The sequence below is a fragment of the Winogradskyella psychrotolerans genome, from assembly GCF_018860565.1.
In the GTDB taxonomy this organism is placed as follows: Bacteria; Bacteroidota; Bacteroidia; order Flavobacteriales; family Flavobacteriaceae; genus Winogradskyella; species Winogradskyella damuponensis.
Genome location: NZ_JAHKPS010000007.1, coordinates 29,812 through 48,162 on the forward strand (window position 1 = coordinate 29,812; position 18,351 = coordinate 48,162).

Below are 18,351 nucleotides of genomic sequence, written 5' to 3' on the forward strand. Positions count from 1 at the left end.
TATATTCAGAAATGATACGTATTTTATTAGTACAACGTTATTATACCATTAGAATTTCTTAATTTTGCCAACAATTATTTGCTTATGAGTTTTGTGAAGTTTCTTACCAGTAAAGTGTTTTTTAAACAATTGGCATTAGCCATTGTTGCTGTAGTCGTATTATGTTTTATTGTGCTAAAATGGCTAAACATATCTACCAATCATGGAGAATTTGTAATTGTACCAGATTTAAAAGGTAAATCTTTAGAAACGGTAGGGATTGAGCTTAAGGATCATGATTTAGCAATGGAAATACAAGATTCTGCGAATTATAATCCTAAATATCCTAAGTATTCTGTAATTGAACAAAACCCAATAGCAGGATCAAAGGTTAAGGAAAATCGAAAAATTTATTTAATACTAAACCCTTCTGGTTATAGAAAAGTACAAGTGCCAAACATCTTAAAACGTACTTTTAGACAAGCTAAACCTCAATTAGAAGCCTTAGAATTTAAGGTAGGTGAGATTACATATATAGACAATATCGGAAAGGATGTAGTTTTAGGTATGAGGCATAATGGCGAAACTCTAAAATCAGGAACACTTTTACCACTAACATCTACAATAGATTTGGTTTTAGGTAACGGTAAGCGCAATTAAGATATGGCTAATATTCCTGATATTTCAGACGAAGAACAAAACGAATTATATGAACATCACGCGTTTAGAGTTGTTGCTGGTCAACAACCACTACGAATCGATAAATACTTAATGAATTTTATTGAAAACGCCACGCGTAATAAAATTCAAGCGGCTGCAAAAGATGGTAGCATCTTTGTAAATGATGTTCCTGTAAAATCTAATTACAAGGTAAAACCCAATGATTATATTACCGTTAAATTTGAGCACCCACCTCATGAGAATCTTTTAATTGCTGAAGATCTTCCTATAGATGTGGTGTACGAAGATGATGACTTGCTAGTTGTTAATAAACCAGCAGGTATGGTAGTGCATCCAGGACATGGTAATTATTCAGGGACTTTAATAAATGGACTTATTTTTCATTTCGAAAACCTACCAAATAACTCAAGTGAGAGACCAGGTTTGGTTCATAGAATAGATAAAGATACTAGTGGTTTATTAGTGGTGGCAAAGACCGAACATGCCATGGCACACCTTTCAAATCAGTTTGCTAAAAAAACAAGTGAGCGCGAGTATGTTGCTCTTGTTTGGGGAAACATGGAAGAAGATGAAGGCACTATTGAAGGTAACATTGGTCGCCACCCAAAAAATAGATTACAAAACACGGTATTTTTAGATGATGAAGAAGCACAAGGTAAACCAGCTGTAACACATTATAAAGTGATAGAGCGTTTAGGTTATGTTACTTTAGTGAGTTGTAAGCTTGAAACTGGTCGTACACACCAAATCCGTGTGCATATGAAGCATATTGGCCATACGCTTTTTAATGACGAACGTTATGGTGGAGAACGCATCTTAAAAGGTACAACATTTACAAAATACAAGCAGTTTGTAGATAATTGTTTTAAGATCTTACCACGACAAGCCTTGCATGCCAAAACGTTAGGTTTTGTTCATCCAACGACAGGTGAGTTTATGAGGTTTGAATCTAAAATTCCTGAAGATATTGCGAAATGTGTAGAAAAATGGAGGCATTACGCTAAGCACATGGATTAATATCTTAACCAAAATTTTAAATAGACTTTCGTTATATCACTATCAAGATTAGTTCTCACTAATATTTGAAACTCTTTTATTTCCATTGTACTTTTACATTAGAAAGAAAAAAAATGTTTAACCTTTAATGATACTCTTACTCTTGTAAGTGTTGATTTAAATTAAAGAGACACCCATTTTCACGGGCACGAGTTATGAAACTAGTACTATCACCAGCAAAATCTTTAGATTACGAAACCAAATTGCCAACAACAAAATCAAGTCAGGGTCTTTTCTTAGGTGACGCAGAGCGTTTAAATAAGGTATTAAAAAAGAAATCGGCTAAGAGCTTATCTCAACTGATGCATATCTCAGATAATTTGGGGCAACTGAATTACGAGCGTAATCAAGAATGGAAATTACCCTTTACAAAAGATAATGCAAGACAAGCAATCTATGCATTCAGTGGTGATGTATATCGAGGATTAGATGCTTATTCTATAGACTCTAGTAAACTTGATAAGGTTGAAGACACTGTTCGGATTTTATCAGGATTATATGGTGTTTTAAAGCCCTTCGATTTAATTCAGCCTTACCGATTGGAAATGGGAACAAAAATGCCAGTTGGTAAAAACAAAAACCTTTATGAATTTTGGCAGAAGAAAGTGACGAAAGCTTTAAACGAAGAGCTAGAGGATGATGAGCTCTTTCTTAACTTGGCAAGTAACGAGTATTTTAAAGCGATAGATACCAAAGCTTTAAAAGTGCCTGTTGTAAATGTAGCCTTCAAAGAGTTTAAAAACGATAAATATAAAATCATAGCCATCTTTGCAAAATTAGCTAGAGGATTAATGACGAGATATATTATTGATACGGATGCAAAAACCATTGATGATATTAAAGGTTTTAATTATGAAAACTATGGTTTTAGCGAAACATTATCTTCAGAGAATGAATTGGTGTTTACAAGATAAATAAATCCGTAGTGCCTTAAACTCAATATATGTATTACTTACTTATAGTTGTTCAGGTGTATTGTTTATATCACGTCTATAAAAACAATAAACCTTTTTACTGGTATTTTCTCATCTTTTTTATTCCTGCCATTGGATCTTTGATTTATATCGTGACTCAGATGTTTAACAAAAGTGATGCAGAAAAAATTCAAGAGGAAATCACAACGGTTCTTAATCCGACTAAAAAAATAAAAGATTTAGAAAAGAAGCTTGAATTTGTTGATACCTACACTAACAGAATTGAATTAGCTGATGCTTATTTTATAAATGGAGATATTCCTAATGCGATTATCAATTATAAGAAAACGCTAGAAGATACAGTTCAAGATGATTTGTATGCAAGGCAGAATTTGATATTGTGTTATTTTCAACTTAAGGATTATGCAGGTGTAATTGAGCAGGCAGAACGGATAAAAGAAAAATCAGAATTTAAAGGTTCAAAACAACAATTCTGTTATGGTTTAGCTTTAAATGCACTAGGAAGAACGGATGAAGCCGAAGCCCAATTAATACAAATAGACAGGCCATACTCAAATTATGCAGAACGTTTAGCGCTGGCTAAATTTTATTTAGAAAACAATAGGACGTCAGAAGGGAAGGAGCTATTAGAAGAAATCGCAACAGAATCTAAACGTTTAACAAAACCCAACAGAAAACTTTACGGCGCAACCATTGCTGAGGTTGAACGTATGTTGTCTGCATTATAAGGTTTTATTTTAAAATCTAAACCAACGATTTATAATACTCACTAAGGTCGTTTTATTCAATCTTCAGTTCCCCAAGGAGCATCTGGTGTTTCAATAGTTTTAGTTAAATCAAAACGCACTGTAAATAAACGATCAGTACCTAAACGACGTAAGTTATAGGTTAGACTTGTTTCGTCTATGGTAAACCACCAAATGTTGGTTGAGGCCGCCGGTAATATTTTTGCCGTATGAGCATCGGCAGGAAACATTTGTAAATTGGCTAAACCTTGATTAGCACTTGTGCCGCCATATTGGGTTAAATCTTCTTCCGATCCGTCTTCATGTCTATGATCGTGCTTTAATCGTATTATTTTTTCGTCATTCATATGTAACACCCAAGTACGCGATTTGTTGTCACCTACAAAGAATGGAATTCTAATATCATTAGTATCACAAGAACGCACATGCATGACTAATTTTTCACCTGTAAAGCCATCACCTGCTTTTCCACCTTCAATAATTTCGCCTTCGTAAGCATTACCACAATGTGCTTTGAGTTGTTCCCAAAACTTCTCTGAACTCGTTTGTTCTTGTGCAAAAAGGTGTAGTGGTAATACAAGTAAAAAAAAGAGTAGTGCTTTCATAGTTGAATTTTGTTAATGTGCGTTTCTCTAACAGCTAATATACATGAATTCTTGAAGTTAAATAATTTCTAAAACCATGACGGATTGATAGAGTATCTCATAGTTTAGTAGATCTTAAACTTGAAAAAGAGCACTTAACAAGCTTTATATATTTTCATTTAGGTTAAAGAATGGCGAGAATAAGTTAATCTTATGCGTTATAAGTCTTAAATTAGAGAAAAATTAAACCATGAAAAAGACGCTTCAAATAGGAAATATAATAGCTTTACTTATAACGATATTCATCAATTATCTTTCTAATACAGGAACCTTAAATAATACCACTATTGGTGAAGTTTCCAATAGTTATAGGTCTTTATTTACACCTGCAGGTTATACGTTTGCCATTTGGGGAGTTATTTATTTACTGCTGATAGGTTTTGTTATTTATCAAGGGCGCGGTTTGTTTAAAGACGTTAAAAATGACGATGTTGTCCTAAAAACGGGTTGGTGGTTTATACTCTCATGTTTATTTAATTCGCTTTGGATATTTGCTTGGATCTATGAATATACAGGAGTGTCTTGTATTTTTATTTTCTTATTACTGTTTTCATTATTAAAAATTGTACTCAACAACAGAATGGAATTAGACGATGAGCCCTTACCCATTATTGCTTTTGTTTGGTGGCCTTTTGTGATCTATTCGGGTTGGGTAACCGTGGCTAGTATTGCTAATGTTTCAACGTATTTAGTGAAAATTGATTGGGGTGGTATAGGGCTGTCTGATTTGACTTGGGCTATTATACTCATCGCTATTGCCGTGTTTATAAATGTCATAATTACCTGGAAACGTAATATGAGAGAGTTTGCACTTGTAGGAGCTTGGGCCTTAATTGGTATAGGAAATGCTAATAAATTAAACAACGAAACACTAATGTATATTGCCTTTATAAGTGCGGCTATATTAATAATAAGCAGTTCGATACATGGTTTTAAAAACCGCGATACCAGTCCGCTAGTAAAGCTTAAAGAAGGAAAGAATTCATAGTATTTAGAAGATTATAGGCATTTTTTTAGAGTCAGGCATAAAATAGCTGTAACTTCGCGCAAAATTAAAGGAGTGACCTAAATAAATAGAGTTTGCTTCATAAACACTATTTATGTCATTTAAATCATTGGGGCTATCTGAGCCTTTACTTCAAGCTATCCAGAAAAAAGGATACGAAACACCTTCGCCAATTCAAGCAAAAGCCATTCCTCCTGTATTAGAAGGAAAGGACGTTTTAGCATCAGCACAAACCGGAACAGGAAAAACAGCAGGTTTTACATTGCCGTTGCTTCACCTATTATCTAATGGTTCTCAGCAAAGGCACAGACCAATTAGAGCTTTAATATTAACTCCAACACGTGAGCTAGCAGCGCAAGTTTATGCCAATGTTAAAGAGTACAGTGAGTTTTTAAATATTAGAAGTACGGTTATTTTTGGTGGAGTCAATCAGAAACCACAAGTTAATAAATTGAGTCAAGGAGTCGATGTTTTGGTGGCAACACCAGGACGTTTAATCGATTTAGAAAACCAAGGTCTGTTATCTTTAAGCAAAGTAGAAATATTTGTTTTAGATGAAGCTGATCGTATGTTAGATATGGGCTTTTTACGCGATATAGAGCGCGTTATGAAGTTGATTCCAGCAAAACGTCAAAACCTTATGTTTTCGGCAACCTTTTCTAAAGATATTAAGAAATTAGCGTATTCTATTTTAAATAATCCTGTTCAAGTTGAAGCCACACCAGAAAACACAGCTGTAGAGGTTATACAGCAAAAAGTCTATCGTGTGGCGAAAGGAAAAAAAACAGGACTGATTATAAAGTTAATTTCTGAAGGAAACTGGAAACAAGTTTTAGTGTTTACAAGAACTAAACATGGAGCCAATAAACTTTGTAAAAAGATGATTAGCCAAGGCATTACAGCCGCAGCGATTCATGGAAATAAAAGTCAAGGAGCAAGAACCAAGGCATTAGCGGGATTTAAAAATGGGGCTGTTAGAGTTTTAGTCGCTACAGATATTGCGGCAAGAGGTTTAGATATACCTTTGTTGCCACATGTTATTAATTTTGAATTGCCTAATATTTCCGAAGATTACGTGCATAGAATTGGTAGAACAGGTAGAGCAGGAGCCAGTGGAGAAGCGATTTCTTTAGTAAGTGCAGATGAAACAACGTATTTGCGCGGTATTGAGAAGTTGATTGCGATGAAGATTGAAGTTGAAATCCTTGAAGGTTTTGAGCCAGACCCTAATGCTTCAACAGAACCAATTAAACCAGGTCAGAATAGAAACCAAGGTCGTCGTAAGAATTCTAATAATAGAAATTCAGGAAAGTCTAATAATAGAAATTCAGACCGAAACAAAAGCAGAAGCCGCAATCGTAATAATGATAGTAGACCTTAAGTAATGACTTCAGCATTAAAAGATAAAATCATAGCGGTTTGCGATATAAAGATTGCGCAAAAAGGGACCAATGTGGGTATTTCATTCTATGCATTTTTTAAAAATAAAAATGATAATCCAGAGTTATTAATGGAAGCTGCAACGTGGTGGATTCAAACGCACCAATTAGATCATTTTGAAAAAGCGGTTAAGATAAAGGCTCTGATTAAAGATATATAATAGAAGTAACTCCTATCTTTTACTATCACAATAGTATTGATAAAATTGTACATTTGTTGTCATTCCTGCGTAGGCAGGAATCCATTTTAATTATAAATAATATTAGATTCCTGCTTTTGCAGGAATGACAGAATTATGTCAACGCAACCTAATAATCCACTTCACGGAATAAAATTAGAACAGATCATAGTAGAACTGCAAGCACATTATGGCTGGGAATACATGGGCTATCAAATTAATATTCGCTGTTTTACGGATAATCCTTCAGTAAAATCGAGTTTAAAGTTTTTAAGACGTACACCTTGGGCAAGAACCAAGGTAGAAAATATGTATTTGGACTATTTAAAAAAGAATAAAAAATAATTCTTCTATATATTAAAGTTAAAATGGTAGCATCAAACCTTAGATTTTAGGTAATGTTTTACCTTTTTTCTTATCGAGATAATGTCGTAATACACCACCTTTAACATTGTTTACATCAAACTCAACGATAAAAGCATTTTCGTCTATTTCTTCAATAATACGATGCATTTTTTTGATGTCTATACGATTAATAATGGTGTGAATAATATCAAAATCCTGCTGAGGTCCATTGCTTCCAAATCCTTTAGAGCCTTTATAGGTGGTTAGGCCTACTCCCAATTCAATCATAATGGCATGCTTAATTGCGGCATAGTCATTAGACACAATAGTGACACCAATAAAATCCTCAAAACCTTCAATAGTCATGTCTGTGACTTTTGCTGTAATAATATAGGTTAAGATAGAATAGAGCGCAACTTCAACAGAGACGACATAGGCCGTAATACTAAATAATACAACATTAAAAAGCAGTATAACTTGACCGATACTAAATCCAAAACGGTCATTGAGATAGATTCCTAAAATTTCTGACCCATCTAAAACGGATCCATTTCTAATCGCAATACCAATTCCTGCTCCTAAACATAAGCCTCCAAAGATGGAAATTAGTAGTTTGTCTTCTGTAATTGTTCCATAATTTCCAAAATGAATTAATGAAGCAAAGGCGAGAATACTAAGAATAGACTTTATAACAATACGTTTAGAAACGGTATAATAGCCTAGAATTAAAAATGGTAAACTAAATATAACTAGCAACAATGAAATATCTACACCAATAAGTCTGTTAGCCAATAGGGCAATGCCAGTAACTCCTCCGTCCATAAATCCGTTAGGAAGTAAAAATGCTTTCAATCCAATGCTGGCTAATCCTATACCTATTGCAATCTGACCATATTCTGATAAAAAATTGTGTGTTTTTGAGTGTTTCAAGTTTTGTTTTTATTTGAGGAAAAGTTACAAAACCAAAATCATTTATTTATCAATTAGACAAAAAAAATCCTCTAGAATATCTAGAGGTTTTTTTGTAAGCTTTAAAATCTTTTTTTCTTTTTAATAGGGTTATCCTTTTTTTTCAACCTTTTTTTTAGGTCTATGTACCTGGTTTTCTATTCTTTTAGGTTTTTGAGTTTGTTCGTAAAAGATTTTAAATTCGGCTCTATCTAATGTTTCATTTGCGTCAGTGTCTGCACTAGCAAAAAGTTTTTCAACTGTTATTTTTTCTGTAGATTCTTTTTCATAGCGCACTTTGAACTCTTCAAGGTTAATCTTGTCATCCGTATTGGTGTCAAGATAATTAAACATTTTTACTGATCTATCTTTCTTTGTATTAAGCTTTTCTTGAGCACTTACCAATGAAAATGAAGCAATGGTAATAATAAAAAAACCTATTTTTAATGTTTTAGTAATCATTGTATTACGATTTAGGTATTGTTTAAAATTTAGACCAATATAAGCGAAAAAGTTTAATCTCCATAAAATTATTTGATTTGTCGTAATCCTTCATAAACAATAATGCTTACGGCATTTGCTAAATTTAGACTTCTAATGGATTTACTGTATAGCGGAATTTTAAATAATTGAGTGTCATATTTTTTGACTAATGGTTTTGGTAATCCAACAGATTCTTTTCCAAAAACCAAAAATAGATCATCTGTAAAGTTAATATCCCAATGGGATTTTGTGCCATGACTGGATAAAAACACCATTTTAGCATCTTTATTTTTTAAGAAGAAGTCTTCGGTGTTATCATAATATATAACTTCTAAATGTTGCCAATAATCGAGTCCTGCACGTTTTAAACGTTTGTCATCAATTTCAAATCCAAATGGTTTTACTAAATGTAGTTTTGAGCCTGAAGCTAAGGCTAAACGACCAATATTACCAGTGTTATTTGGTATTTCAGGTTCTATGAGTACGATGTTAAGCGGCATTTTTTCGTGTTAGTTTAATAAGAATTAATCGTATTAATAATACAAAAGGAAAGCCGTGGAAGACCACATCAAACCAATCTTTTAAAGCCATTCCGTTTGCTCCTCCTGCAATCCATCGTATTTTACCTAAAAGATGTGGTTCAGGAAAAAATGGAGCTAAGCCTAAGGTTAAGCAAAGTAAGAGTATTATTTTCCAGTCGTTGAGCAATTTCATATTATAAGATTGAGCTTACAAAATCATCAATAGTATCTATTCCGTTTTCAGTTAAATGTTTGATAAAAGCACTACCAATAATAGCACCTTTTCCATATGCTGTAGCTTGTTTAAAGGTTTTATTATTTGAAATGCCAAAACCTACAATTTGAGGGTTTTTTAATTTCATGTCTGCAATACGTTTAAAATAATTGGTTTGCTCCTCACCGAAACCAGAATTACTTCCTGTTACACTTGCAGAACTTACCATATAAATAAAACCGTTAGATACAGAATCGATATAACGAATGCGTTCATCTGATGTTTGTGGTGTAATTAAAAACACGTTTATTAGACCATACTTTTCAAAAGTTGATTTGTATTCTGAATGATAGACATCGACAGGTAAATCAGGAATTATGAGTCCGTCAATTCCAACCTCTTGGCATTTTTTGCAAAAGGCTTCAACACCATACTGTAACATCGGATTAAAGTAACCCATTATAATTAACGGAATAGAAACCGTTTTTCTAATGTCTTTAAGTTGTTCAAATAACAATGCGCTAGTCATTCCATTTTTTAAAGCTTCCGTAGAACTGGCTTGTATGGTTGGGCCATCTGCTAATGGATCACTAAATGGTAATCCTATTTCCAACATATCTACACCACTTTTTTCGAGATTTTCAATAATAGTAACCGTGTCATTAGTGTTAGGATAACCTGCTGTAAAATAGATTGACAATAGTTTTTTGTCTTCTTTTAGTTTTTCGTTTATTCTGTTCAAAATAGATATGTTGTCTTAATTGTATTTTGGAAATTTTACTGTAAAAATATAACTTAAAAACGAAAGTTTACTATTATGTAATTAGCTTATTTTTTTCTTTTACAGCACTTGAATGTTCGATATTTGTAATTGATTTTAGTTTTTTAAACTAAAAATAACATTGGCACAATAATTGAATTTTTACTTTTATGAAGTATTCTATAAGCTTATTATTAATATTTATTTCAGCAATTTCATTCGCTCAAAAAGAGTTTCATGTTTTTCCTGTAAATGGCAGTACAACTGTCGGGACACCAAATGGTAATGGTAGTATTGAGCGCCCATGGGATTTACAAACAGCATTGTCTCAATCTTCAGAAAAGGTTAATGGAGGTGATGTTATATGGATTCATGAAGGTATATATACAGGTCGTTATAGAAGCGTATTAGAATCTACAAAAACTAATAAAAAGATTATAGTTTCTGCTTTTAAGAACGATAAGGTTATTCTCAATGGAAATACAGAAGGCAAAGTAAATTATGTTTTACAGGTTAATGGTAGTCATGTGATTTACAAAAATTTTGAAGTCACATATTTAGGAGATTTTTCGCGTTTAGACTCTGATGCAGATTTTAAAGCTGCAGTTGGGATTAATCATCAAAAAGGTGAAGACTGTATGTTTCAAAACTTAATTATACACAATATACCAGGTTCAGGAATTGGGTCGTGGAAAGCGACAGGAGGTACAGTAATTGAAAATTGTATGATTTACAACAACGGTTATCAAGGTAAAAGAGGTCATGGAGTTGGTATCTATATTCAAAATCAAAGTGATAAAATCAGACAGATAAATAATAATATTATTTTTAATAATTACTATAAAGGTATTGAGGTTTGGTCAGCGACTTCAGGCTCTAAATTAGAGTTTGTGAAGTATGTTAATCTCACTAACAACATCATTTTTAATAATGGTTCTCCTGCAGGAAAGCATGTAGATAATGTTATTATAGCATCCAAAGATGCAGAAGGGATTAACGTAGCCAAGCACATTAACGTATTAAATAATGTCCTTTATCATAATGTAGACTTTAACGATAGCAAAAATTATGGTTATGGTACATCTTTAGCTTTAGGTTTTAATGCTAATGCACCCGTTGAAGATGTTTCGGTTCAAAATAATATTATTATCGGAAAAAATAATGCCTTAAATATATTGCATACAAAGTCTCTAGTTTTTAAAAACAACATTATTTACACTGGTTATATTCATTTTAATTCTTCAGTATTATTAGCTTTAAATAATAATGGGTTACAAATGGATAATAATTCATACTATACAAGATCACTCAAAGGGTTTAGAATTTTGAAGCAGCAAGATTATAATATTAAAGCTTGGCAAAATGAATTTAAAATTGAATCTAAAAGTGAATTAAAACAACTCAAAGATTTTAAAACAACTCCTGTTATAAAAGTGTATAAACTTAATAATGATGGGACAGAATTTAATATTGCTATTTTAAATAAAAATGGAACGGCTGTTCAAGTCAATTTTAATGAATTTGAAATTGAAGAAGGCTCAACTTTCAAAATATATGATATAGAAAACAGAACTGTTGTTATTACATCTGGTGAAATCTCAAAAAATTTAAAAATAGAATTCCCATTGGCATTAACAAGATTTGAAAAACCATTACACAACAATACAGCTACAAAATCTGCTAATAATTTTGGAGTCTTTAGAATTGAATTTGAGCAACCAAAAAAAGAAAGTTTATTTAAACGTTTATTCGGATGGTTGTTTTAAGAACTAAAAACTATTTTTTAATAACTCCGTTTATAATTATAAACAAATTCTATCGTTATAGATTTGGTATTGAATTATATTTGAACCGAAATTAAATCATCAATTAAACACATAACTAAATGATGTTATTCAAAAAACAGTTAATCATCGTTTTTCTAGTTTTTTCTTCAGTAGTAATGGCACAAAAATCTGCCATTTATACCAGCGATTTACAAGACTATCAAAAGGCTTTGGCTTTATATAATAATAAGCAATATAAGGCTGCTCAGTCTTTGTTTGACGATGTTAAAGATGAAACAAACGACGTTACCATACAATCCGATTGTGCGTATTATATCGCTAATTGTGCTGTGCGTTTAAATCAGAAAAATGCAGACGATTTAATTACAGCGTTTGTTGAAGAGTATCCAACAAGTACCAAAAGAAATACGGCTTTTTTAGATGTTGCCGACTATTATTTTGATAATGGGAAATATGCTTATTCTCGTAAATGGTATGAGAAAGTAGATGAAAGAAGTATTGCGCGATCAGAAAAAGAACGTTACAATTTTAATTACGGCTATTCTTTGTATTCTACTAAAGATGAAAAGCAAGCAACCAAATATTTAAATAGAGTTGTAAATTCTGAAGAATACGGTTCGCAAGCTAAATATTATATTGGTTTCTTGGCGTATCAAGGAGATGATTACGATACGGCAAATGAGTATTTTGACCAAGTTAGTGATAACGAAAAGTACAAAGAAAAGTTATCGTATTATCAAGCCGATTTAAATTTTAAACTAGGAAAGTTTGAAAAGGCAATAGAACTTGCCCAAGAACAATTACCAAAGAGTAATGCAGCAGAAAAATCTGAATTATCAAAAATCATTGGCGAGAGTTATTTTAATCTTGAAAAATATGCTGAAGCCATACCATACTTAAAAGCATACAAAGGCAAAAACAGAAAGTGGAACAATACAGATTATTACCAATTAGGTTATGCGTATTACAAACAAAACGATTACAACAGTGCCATTTCAGAATTCAATAAAATTATTGGAGGAGATAATTCTGTAGCACAAAATGCGTATTACCATTTAGGAGAAAGTTGTATTAATTTAGATAAAAAACAAGAAGCTTTAAACGCTTTTAGAAATGCGTCACAAATGGATTTTGATTTAAAAATTCAGGAAGATGCTTGGTTAAATTACGCAAAAATTAGTTACGAAATAGGAAACCCATACCAATCCGTACCACAAGTATTAACAGGGTATTTAAAGCAATATCCTAATTCAGGTTTTAAAAATGAAGTTGAAACTTTATTAATTGATTCATATATCACCTCTAAAAACTACAAGGAAGCTCTAGAATTGTTAAAGGGTAAAAATAGTTTTGAGCATAAAGCCGCTTACCAAAAAGTAGCTTTTTTTAGAGCCGTAGAATTGTATAACGAAAACAAATACAACGACGCTTTAAACTTATTTAAGAGTTCTTTAAAAGAACCAAGAGATCCTGTTTTTGTAGCAAAAGCAACATTTTGGAAAGCAGAAACAGAATATAATCTAACCAATTATAACGATGCTTTAATTGACTTCAAACAATTTAATGGGTTTAGCGAGTCTTCAAATTTACCAGAAAACGAAAATCTTAATTACAATTTAGCATACACATATTTTAAGCTTAAAGATTATAATAATGCATCTAACTATTTTGAGAAATTTATAGCTCAACCAAAAAATGACAACTTACGTCAAAACGATGCCTATTTAAGATTAGCAGATGGCTATTTTGTTTCTAGTAACTACAAAGATGCTATTGATGCTTACAATAAAGCGATTCAAATAAATGAGATTGAAACGGATTATGCAGCCTTTCAAAAAGCAATGAGCCAAGGATATTTAGGTAAAGGTTCAGCTAAAATTTCAGAGTTAAAATCGTTTATAGACGATTATCCAAAATCAGCTTTACGTGACGATGCCATGTATGAGTTGGCAAATTCTTATGTAAAATCCAACGAGTCGGATAAAGCGATGCAAATGTATGACCGTTTAAATTCAGAATACAAAACAAGTGCGTTTACATCAAAAGCCTTATTACGTCAAGGTTTGGTGTATTATAACGGAAATGATAACAATCGTGCATTAACGAAATTTAAAAAAGTAGCAACAGATTTTCCTGGCTCAGGAGAAGCGGTTCAAGCGGTTTCTACAGTACGATTAATTTATATCGATTTAGGTCGTGTAGATGAGTACGCAAATTGGGTAAGAACTTTAGATTATGTTCAGGTTACTGATGTGGATTTAGATAATGCTACTTATTTAGCAGCAGAGAAACCATATCTAGATAACGAAACCGATAAAGCTATTCGTCAGTTTAATAAATACTTGAACGAGTTTCCAAAGGGACTTCACAATCAAAAAGCACATTTCTATTTAGCACAATTGTATTATAAAAAAGAGTTGTTTGATAATGCACAACCACATTATAAAGCTGTTGTAGACGCCTCAAAATCGGAATACACAGAACAAGCAACGGTTAAGCTTTGTGAGATTTATTTGAGCAAATCTAATTGGGAACAAGCTATTCTTGAGTTAAAAGATTTAGAGCTAGAAGCAGACTATCCTCAGAATGTGGTTTACGCGCAATCTAACTTAATGAATGCCTATTATCAAACTGAAGATTACGTTAAAGCAGAAAGCTATGCTGAAAAAGTTTTAAGCAATTTAAAACTAGACAACAAAGTTAAGAGTGATGCCAAATTAATTATTGCACGTTCAGCCATTAAAACAGGAAACGAAGCTAAAGCAAAAACAGCTTATGCCGAAGTTGAAAAATTAGCAACCGGAAGCGTCGCTGCAGAAGCCTTATTCTATAATGGGTATTTTAAAAATAAAGAAGGTCAGTACGAAGCCTCAAACACTGTTATTCAACAATTGGCAAAGGATTACGGTAGTTATAAATTGTATAGCGCCAAAGGCTTGGTGGTTATGGCAAAGAACTTTTACGCTTTAGGAGATGCATTTCAGGCTACTTATATTTTAGAAAGTGTAATTAGTAATTTTCCGGATTTTACAGATGTAGTTACTGAAGCACAAGCAGAATTGAATAAAATAAAAGCAGAGGAAGCGAAGACGAATTCATCCGTTGAAACTGATGACAACTAAAATAATTAGATACATCAAATCAAAACACATAAAATGAAAATCAAGTTTTTAATTTTTATAATAACCATAGCAAGCAGTTGGACATTTGTTGTTGCTCAAGAACGCACAAAAGATACTATTGGTGACCAAACGGTTAACGTTATAAAACCATATACTCCTACAATATCAGATGCCTTTAAAATTAAAGATAATCCAAAATTAGGAGACTCAAATACAGTTAAGAAAAAAGAAATAAAATACAACATTTTTTCTATTCCTGTAGCTTCAACGTTTACACCTGCAAAAGGAAAGGCAGCAACAGTTGATAGAGCAAAAGCAGTAAAATTATACGATAATTACGCATCACTAGGCGTAGGAACATACACAACCATTTTGGGAGAAGTGTATTTGAATCATGAGCTGAGTAAAGACGAAAATGTTGGTGGTTATTTTAGTCATCATTCCTCACAAGGAGGTATTGATAAATTGTTATTAGATGATAATTTTTCAAAGACTAAATTGAATGCACATTATTCTAAAAATTTAAGAGACTTTACTTGGAAAGTAGATGGAGGTATCGATTTACAAACGTATAATTGGTATGGTTTGCCACAACAATATTATGGACAAACGACAGCAGATACTATAAATCCAAAGCATAGTTTTCATAGCTTTAATGTTGGCGGTAAAATTAATTTTGATGATGCCATTGTTAAAGATGCAAGTGTTCGCTTTAGACGCTTTGGTGATGATCAAGATTCAGGAGAAAATCGTTTTATGGCAGAAACCAGTTTTGATGTACCTGTACGAGATGCTTATATAGATACTGAGGTGTTTGTAGATTATTTAGGAGGAAGTTTTGATACTGATTATACCAGATCTGGCGAAATTAATTACGGTAATTTTATGTTTGGTGTTTTACCGTCTTACCAATTAAATAGAGATGACTTAACAATAAACTTAGGTCTAAGGTTAACGTATTATAATGACACCGAGTTAAGCGAGAGTGAATTCTTTATCCACCCAAATATAGAAGCGTCTTACCGTTTAGTAGATGAACTTTTAATCGCTTATGGAGGTTTAACAGGTGGATTAGTTCAGAACTCATATTACGATTTTGCTAATGTAAATCCTTTTGTGTCTCCAACACTTTTTATTGCACCAACAGATCAACAGTTTAGAGCTTTTGTAGGTGTCAAGGGGAAGTTAACTAATAATATTAGTTATAATGTGAGCGGAAACTATACGTCAGAACAAGAAAAGGCCCTATTTAAAGCTAACGAAGCATTAACATTTCTGCCAGAAGATTACCAATACGGAAACTCGTTTGGTATGGTTTACGATGACGTGACAACGTTTTCTATTGCAGGTGAATTAAATGTAGATTTTAATAGAAATTTTACTTTAGGAGTTAAAGGAGAATATTTTGCCTACAATACAGACGACCAAGCACACGCATGGAACTTACCAGATATAGAAGCGTCAGTATTTATGGACTATCAGATTTCAGAACAGTGGTTTGCAGGAGCAAGTGCTTATTTTGTAGGCGAACGTAAAGATCAAGATATTTTTACCGATGAAATTTCAGATCCTATAGCTACCACAATAAAAACAGTAACTTTAGATAGTTATTTTGATTTAAATGCCCATGTTGGTTACAAAATAAACGAACAATTATCTGTTTTTGCTAAAGCAAACAATATTGCAAATCAAAATTACGAACGCTGGTTAAACATTCCAATCCAAGGCATTCAGTTTTTGGCTGGCGCAACATATCAATTCGACTTTTAAAATTCTTACATAAGTACGAGTTTTAAGAGGTTATATAATAAAGCGTTCCAATTTGGAACGCTTTTCTTATTTTTACAATGCTTATAAACCAATTAATATGAAGAAATTATTACCTATTCTAACGTTGCTTACAATCTTTGCTTGTCAAAAAGACAAACAACAAGCAGACTTAATCGTTACAAATGCGAATATTTATACCGTAGATGAAAACTTCAATAAAGCAGAATCGTTTGCTGTAAAAGACGGAAAAATTATTGCTGTTGGTTCAACTTCAGAAATTGATAATAAATACAAAGCTGTTGACACTATTAATGCAAATGGAAAAACTATTGTTCCTGGTTTTATTGATGCTCATTGTCACTTTTTAGGCTTGGGTTTTAATAAACAAACGGTAAATTTAGTTGGTACAACGAGTTTTGAAGAGCTAATGAAACGTGTGTTGGATTTTCAAAATGAAAATAATAAGAAATTCATTTTAGGTAGAGGTTGGGACCAGAATGATTGGGAAGATCAACAATTTCCAAACAAAAAACTTTTAGATAAATTATATCCTAATACACCAATTGCTCTATCTCGTATTGATGGACATGCCATATTAGCCAATCAAGCCGCTTTAGATTTAGGGAATGTGACAAAGAATAGCAAGATTGAAGGAGGAGAAGTTGTTATTGAAAACGGAGAGCTTACAGGAATCTTAATCGATAATGCTATAGGTTTAGTAATGAGCCATTGGCCTAGTCCAACCAAAATGGAAAAAACAAAAGCATTGTTGGACGCTCAAAAAGTATGCTTTGATTTAGGTCTAACAACGGTTGATGATGCAGGATTAAATAAAGATGAAATAGAATTAATAGAAAGCCTTCAAAATTCAGGAGAGTTAAAAATGCGTATTTATGCTATGGTTTCTCATTCTGAAGAAAATTTAGATTACTTCTTAAATAAAGGTATTACAAAAACTGACCAACTTAATGTACGTTCGTTTAAGTTTTATGCCGATGGAGCTTTAGGATCTAGAGGAGCAATGTTAAAAGCACCATATTCAGATAAACCTAAGCATTCAGGTTTAATGGTAACAGATCTAGAAACCTTAAAAACAGCTGCAGAACGTATAGCAAACTCAGAGTTTCAAATGAATACTCATGCCATTGGTGATTCTGCTAATAGAGCTGTTTTAGAAACGTACAATAAAGTTCTTAAAGGAAAGAACGATAGACGTTGGAGAGTAGAACATGCACAAATTGTGTCTCCAGAAGATTTCGATTTTTATAAAAATATTATGCCGTCTATTCAACCAACACATGCAACAAGCGATATGTATTGGGCAGAAGATAGAATAGGATCAGAACGTATAAAAGGAGCTTATGCATACAAACAATTATTAAACGCGTATGGAAAAGTTGCATTAGGAACCGATTTCCCTGTAGAGCGTGTTAGTCCGTTTTTAACATTTTATGCTGCCGTTGCCAGACAAGATTTAGAACAATACCCTGAAGGTGGTTTTCAAATGGAAAATGCTTTAAGTAGGGAAGACGCATTAAAAGGAATGACTATTTGGGCTGCTTATTCTAATTTTGAAGATCATGAAAAAGGAAGTATTGAAGTTGGCAAATTTGCTGATTTTATTATTCTAGACAACGATATTATGACGGTAGATGCTAATGAAATTCCTAATATTAAAGTATTAAAAACTGTGGTTGGCGGAGAAGTGCAGTAAATTAATGGTCTACCACGCAAAA

18 protein-coding genes are annotated in these 18,351 nt (G+C 32.5%); 12 read left to right on the forward strand and 6 right to left on the reverse strand.

Features of this window, described 5'->3' with window-relative positions; translation table 11 throughout:
- Positions 1-84 precede the first annotated feature (84 nt).
- The 4 genes from KO504_RS02215 (at position 85) to KO504_RS02230 (ending at position 3,379) form a co-directional block, all read left to right on the forward strand.
- Positions 85-639: a PASTA domain-containing protein gene (locus tag KO504_RS02215; RefSeq protein ID WP_215924701.1), complete on the forward strand. Its 555-nt coding sequence runs from the start codon at positions 85-87 to the stop codon at positions 637-639.
- Between the two features lie 3 nt (positions 640-642).
- Positions 643-1,677, forward strand: coding sequence for an RluA family pseudouridine synthase (locus tag KO504_RS02220; RefSeq protein ID WP_215924702.1), 1,035 nt, complete (start codon positions 643-645; stop codon positions 1,675-1,677).
- A 194-nt stretch (positions 1,678-1,871) separates the two neighbouring features.
- On the forward strand, positions 1,872-2,630 hold the full coding sequence (yaaA, locus tag KO504_RS02225; RefSeq protein WP_215924703.1) for a peroxide stress protein YaaA: 759 nt from the start codon (positions 1,872-1,874) through the stop codon (positions 2,628-2,630).
- Between the two features lie 161 nt (positions 2,631-2,791).
- Positions 2,792-3,379 carry a hypothetical protein gene (locus KO504_RS02230; protein ID WP_215924704.1) on the forward strand — a complete coding sequence of 196 codons (588 nt, stop codon included), beginning with the start codon at positions 2,792-2,794 and terminating at the stop codon, positions 3,377-3,379.
- Between the two features lie 56 nt (positions 3,380-3,435).
- On the opposite strand, the gene KO504_RS02235 is transcribed toward KO504_RS02230, so the two are convergent.
- Positions 3,436-4,002: a hypothetical protein gene (locus KO504_RS02235; protein WP_215924705.1), complete on the reverse strand. Its 567-nt coding sequence runs from the start codon at positions 4,000-4,002 to the stop codon at positions 3,436-3,438.
- Between the two features lie 229 nt (positions 4,003-4,231).
- Between KO504_RS02235 and KO504_RS02240 the strand changes: the two genes are divergently transcribed.
- The 4 genes from KO504_RS02240 (at position 4,232) to KO504_RS02255 (ending at position 7,010) form a co-directional block, all read left to right on the forward strand.
- Entirely contained in the window at positions 4,232-5,029 is a 798-nt protein-coding gene (locus KO504_RS02240; RefSeq protein ID WP_215924706.1) for a tryptophan-rich sensory protein, read from the forward strand.
- 112 nt (positions 5,030-5,141) lie between these two features.
- Positions 5,142-6,428: a DEAD/DEAH box helicase gene (locus KO504_RS02245; RefSeq protein WP_215924707.1), complete on the forward strand. Its 1,287-nt coding sequence runs from the start codon at positions 5,142-5,144 to the stop codon at positions 6,426-6,428.
- 3 nt (positions 6,429-6,431) lie between these two features.
- Entirely contained in the window at positions 6,432-6,647 is a 216-nt protein-coding gene (locus KO504_RS02250) for a DUF6500 family protein (RefSeq protein WP_215924708.1), read from the forward strand.
- Positions 6,648-6,782: 135 nt separating this feature from the next.
- Entirely contained in the window at positions 6,783-7,010 is a 228-nt protein-coding gene (locus tag KO504_RS02255; protein ID WP_215924709.1) for a VF530 family DNA-binding protein, read from the forward strand.
- 39 nt (positions 7,011-7,049) lie between these two features.
- Here the strand turns inward: KO504_RS02255 and KO504_RS02260 are convergent, their stop codons facing one another.
- The 5 genes from KO504_RS02260 to trpA form a co-directional block, all read right to left on the reverse strand.
- On the reverse strand, positions 7,050-7,940 hold the full coding sequence (locus KO504_RS02260; protein WP_252723599.1) for a YitT family protein: 891 nt from the start codon (positions 7,938-7,940) through the stop codon (positions 7,050-7,052).
- A 129-nt stretch (positions 7,941-8,069) separates the two neighbouring features.
- Complete coding sequence (locus tag KO504_RS02265) at positions 8,070-8,420, reverse strand: EF-hand domain-containing protein (protein ID WP_215924710.1); 351 nt, start codon at positions 8,418-8,420, stop codon at positions 8,070-8,072.
- Positions 8,421-8,488: 68 nt separating this feature from the next.
- Positions 8,489-8,941, reverse strand: a complete 453-nt coding sequence (locus KO504_RS02270; protein ID WP_215924711.1) for a tRNA (cytidine(34)-2'-O)-methyltransferase — start codon at positions 8,939-8,941, stop codon at positions 8,489-8,491.
- A complete protein-coding gene (locus tag KO504_RS02275) occupies positions 8,931-9,155 on the reverse strand; it encodes a hypothetical protein (protein WP_215924712.1) in 225 nt (74 codons plus the stop codon). The genes KO504_RS02270 and KO504_RS02275 overlap by 11 nt, the downstream gene beginning before the upstream one ends.
- Position 9,156: 1 nt before the next feature.
- Positions 9,157-9,918, reverse strand: a complete 762-nt coding sequence (gene trpA / locus KO504_RS02280; protein WP_215924713.1) for a tryptophan synthase subunit alpha — start codon at positions 9,916-9,918, stop codon at positions 9,157-9,159.
- 188 nt (positions 9,919-10,106) lie between these two features.
- Between trpA and KO504_RS02285 the strand changes: the two genes are divergently transcribed.
- From KO504_RS02285 to KO504_RS02300, 4 genes are all read left to right on the forward strand, one after another.
- Positions 10,107-11,702, forward strand: a complete 1,596-nt coding sequence (locus tag KO504_RS02285) for a right-handed parallel beta-helix repeat-containing protein (protein WP_215924714.1) — start codon at positions 10,107-10,109, stop codon at positions 11,700-11,702.
- A gap of 119 nt (positions 11,703-11,821) precedes the next feature.
- A complete protein-coding gene (locus tag KO504_RS02290) occupies positions 11,822-14,845 on the forward strand; it encodes a tetratricopeptide repeat protein (RefSeq protein WP_215924715.1) in 3,024 nt (1,007 codons plus the stop codon).
- A 33-nt stretch (positions 14,846-14,878) separates the two neighbouring features.
- Positions 14,879-16,615, forward strand: coding sequence for a TonB-dependent receptor (locus KO504_RS02295; RefSeq protein ID WP_215924716.1), 1,737 nt, complete (start codon positions 14,879-14,881; stop codon positions 16,613-16,615).
- Between the two features lie 97 nt (positions 16,616-16,712).
- A complete protein-coding gene (locus tag KO504_RS02300; protein ID WP_215924717.1) occupies positions 16,713-18,329 on the forward strand; it encodes an amidohydrolase in 1,617 nt (538 codons plus the stop codon).
- Positions 18,330-18,351 lie beyond the last annotated feature (22 nt).

Coding starts and splice junctions, on each gene's coding strand:
- yaaA (WP_215924703.1), top strand. CDS start 1,872: ATGAAACTAGTACTATCACCAGCAAAATCTTTAGATTACGAAACCAAA.
- KO504_RS02275 (WP_215924712.1), bottom strand. CDS start 9,155: ATGAAATTGCTCAACGACTGGAAAATAATACTCTTACTTTGCTTAACC.
- KO504_RS02285 (WP_215924714.1), top strand. CDS start 10,107: ATGAAGTATTCTATAAGCTTATTATTAATATTTATTTCAGCAATTTCA.
- KO504_RS02295 (WP_215924716.1), top strand. CDS start 14,879: ATGAAAATCAAGTTTTTAATTTTTATAATAACCATAGCAAGCAGTTGG.
- KO504_RS02265 (WP_215924710.1), bottom strand. CDS start 8,420: ATGATTACTAAAACATTAAAAATAGGTTTTTTTATTATTACCATTGCT.
- KO504_RS02220 (WP_215924702.1), top strand. CDS start 643: ATGGCTAATATTCCTGATATTTCAGACGAAGAACAAAACGAATTATAT.
- KO504_RS02235 (WP_215924705.1), bottom strand. CDS start 4,002: ATGAAAGCACTACTCTTTTTTTTACTTGTATTACCACTACACCTTTTT.
- KO504_RS02300 (WP_215924717.1), top strand. CDS start 16,713: ATGAAGAAATTATTACCTATTCTAACGTTGCTTACAATCTTTGCTTGT.
- KO504_RS02215 (WP_215924701.1), top strand. CDS start 85: ATGAGTTTTGTGAAGTTTCTTACCAGTAAAGTGTTTTTTAAACAATTG.
- KO504_RS02250 (WP_215924708.1), top strand. CDS start 6,432: ATGACTTCAGCATTAAAAGATAAAATCATAGCGGTTTGCGATATAAAG.
- KO504_RS02290 (WP_215924715.1), top strand. CDS start 11,822: ATGATGTTATTCAAAAAACAGTTAATCATCGTTTTTCTAGTTTTTTCT.
- KO504_RS02245 (WP_215924707.1), top strand. CDS start 5,142: ATGTCATTTAAATCATTGGGGCTATCTGAGCCTTTACTTCAAGCTATC.
- KO504_RS02270 (WP_215924711.1), bottom strand. CDS start 8,941: ATGCCGCTTAACATCGTACTCATAGAACCTGAAATACCAAATAACACT.
- KO504_RS02230 (WP_215924704.1), top strand. CDS start 2,792: ATGTTTAACAAAAGTGATGCAGAAAAAATTCAAGAGGAAATCACAACG.
- KO504_RS02240 (WP_215924706.1), top strand. CDS start 4,232: ATGAAAAAGACGCTTCAAATAGGAAATATAATAGCTTTACTTATAACG.
- KO504_RS02255 (WP_215924709.1), top strand. CDS start 6,783: ATGTCAACGCAACCTAATAATCCACTTCACGGAATAAAATTAGAACAG.